The organism is Gammaproteobacteria bacterium (genome assembly GCA_003696665.1).
Taxonomy (GTDB): Bacteria; Pseudomonadota; Gammaproteobacteria; order Enterobacterales.
On record RFGJ01000598.1, the window covers coordinates 1 to 1,255 of the forward strand.

At 51.3% G+C, this 1,255-nt stretch carries 1 protein-coding gene; it reads left to right on the forward strand.

Annotation, left to right across the window (positions count from 1 at the left end; genetic code table 11):
• Window positions 1-142 precede the first annotated feature (142 nt).
• A partial coding sequence (locus tag D6694_14525) for a flagellar cap protein (protein ID RMH35743.1) occupies window positions 143-1,255 on the forward strand: 1,113 nt, incomplete at its 3' end.

Here is a 1,255-nt window from a genome sequence, read left to right on the forward strand (position 1 = left end):
AGCGGGTTGTTGGTGAAAAAGCAGGCCTAGCCTGCCCGACACGGCACGGAAGTTGCTGGAGATGTCTTGAACGGCATCTCTGGCCGCCGAGTCGGCCACACCAACCATTGAAACAGAAGCCACACAGTATGAGGTGAAACAAATGGGGCTTATTACAGCATCTGGCGTCGGCTCTGGATTGGACATCGACTCGATCATTAACGCGATTGTCGATGCTCAACGTGCCCCAGCAACACAGCGCCTCGATCTTCGAGAAGCCAACATCAATGCTGAAATTTCCGGTTTCGGCAATTTGTCAAGCGCCCTGTCTGAGTTTCAGACAGCGCTCCAAAAACTGGACAATTTGTCCGACTATAGCAAACGCACGGCCACTTCGAGTGACACAAGCTTCGTTCAAGTGTCCGCAGGCAACGATGCCACACCTGCCAACTTTTCCGTTGATGTCATCAAAACTGCACAAGGTTCGCGCTTGGAATCCGGCCTTTTCGGCAGTAGTTCCGACACCGTCGGCAGTGGCACCCTCACCTTTACTGCCGGCTCAAACACCTTTTCTGTCACCATTGACGCCACCGACACCCTGTCAGACATACGCGACAAAATCAACAACGCCTCAGACAATTTCGGCGTCAATGTCAATATCGTCAATGGCGATGCAGGTACCGTGCTGATTTATGATTCATCAATTACCGGCAGCGCCAACCAATTGACAGTCACCGATGATAATGCGTCGTTGGATGCCATATCGACTAATATGACCGTCACCCAAAACGCCGACGACGCACAAATACAGGTCGCCGGTCAAACAATTACGAGCGACACCAATACATTCTCATCCGCCATTGAGGATGTCACCATCACCGCAGTCAAACCCACAACGAACAGCGTGGATATCAGTATCAGCATTGATACCGGCAGTGTTCGCAGTGCGGTCAATGATTTCATCGAAGCCTACAATGCGCTCCAATCCACCATAAGTGACCTGGGCAAATCCGACCCCGATAATCCGGGCATTTTGTCAGGTGATGCCACTTTGCGCATGATCGACAGTCAGATTCGTCGCATCATCAGCAGCACAGTCTCCGGCGGCACATTAGACTCGCTGGCCGCACTTGGCATCACCACCACCCAAACCGGCACATTGGAACTTGACAGCGCGACCTTTGACAACGCCATCAACAATAATTTTTCAGACATTGGCAATATTTTTGCTGGTACCAATGGCATTGCCATTCAGCTCGATGATCTCATTGATCAG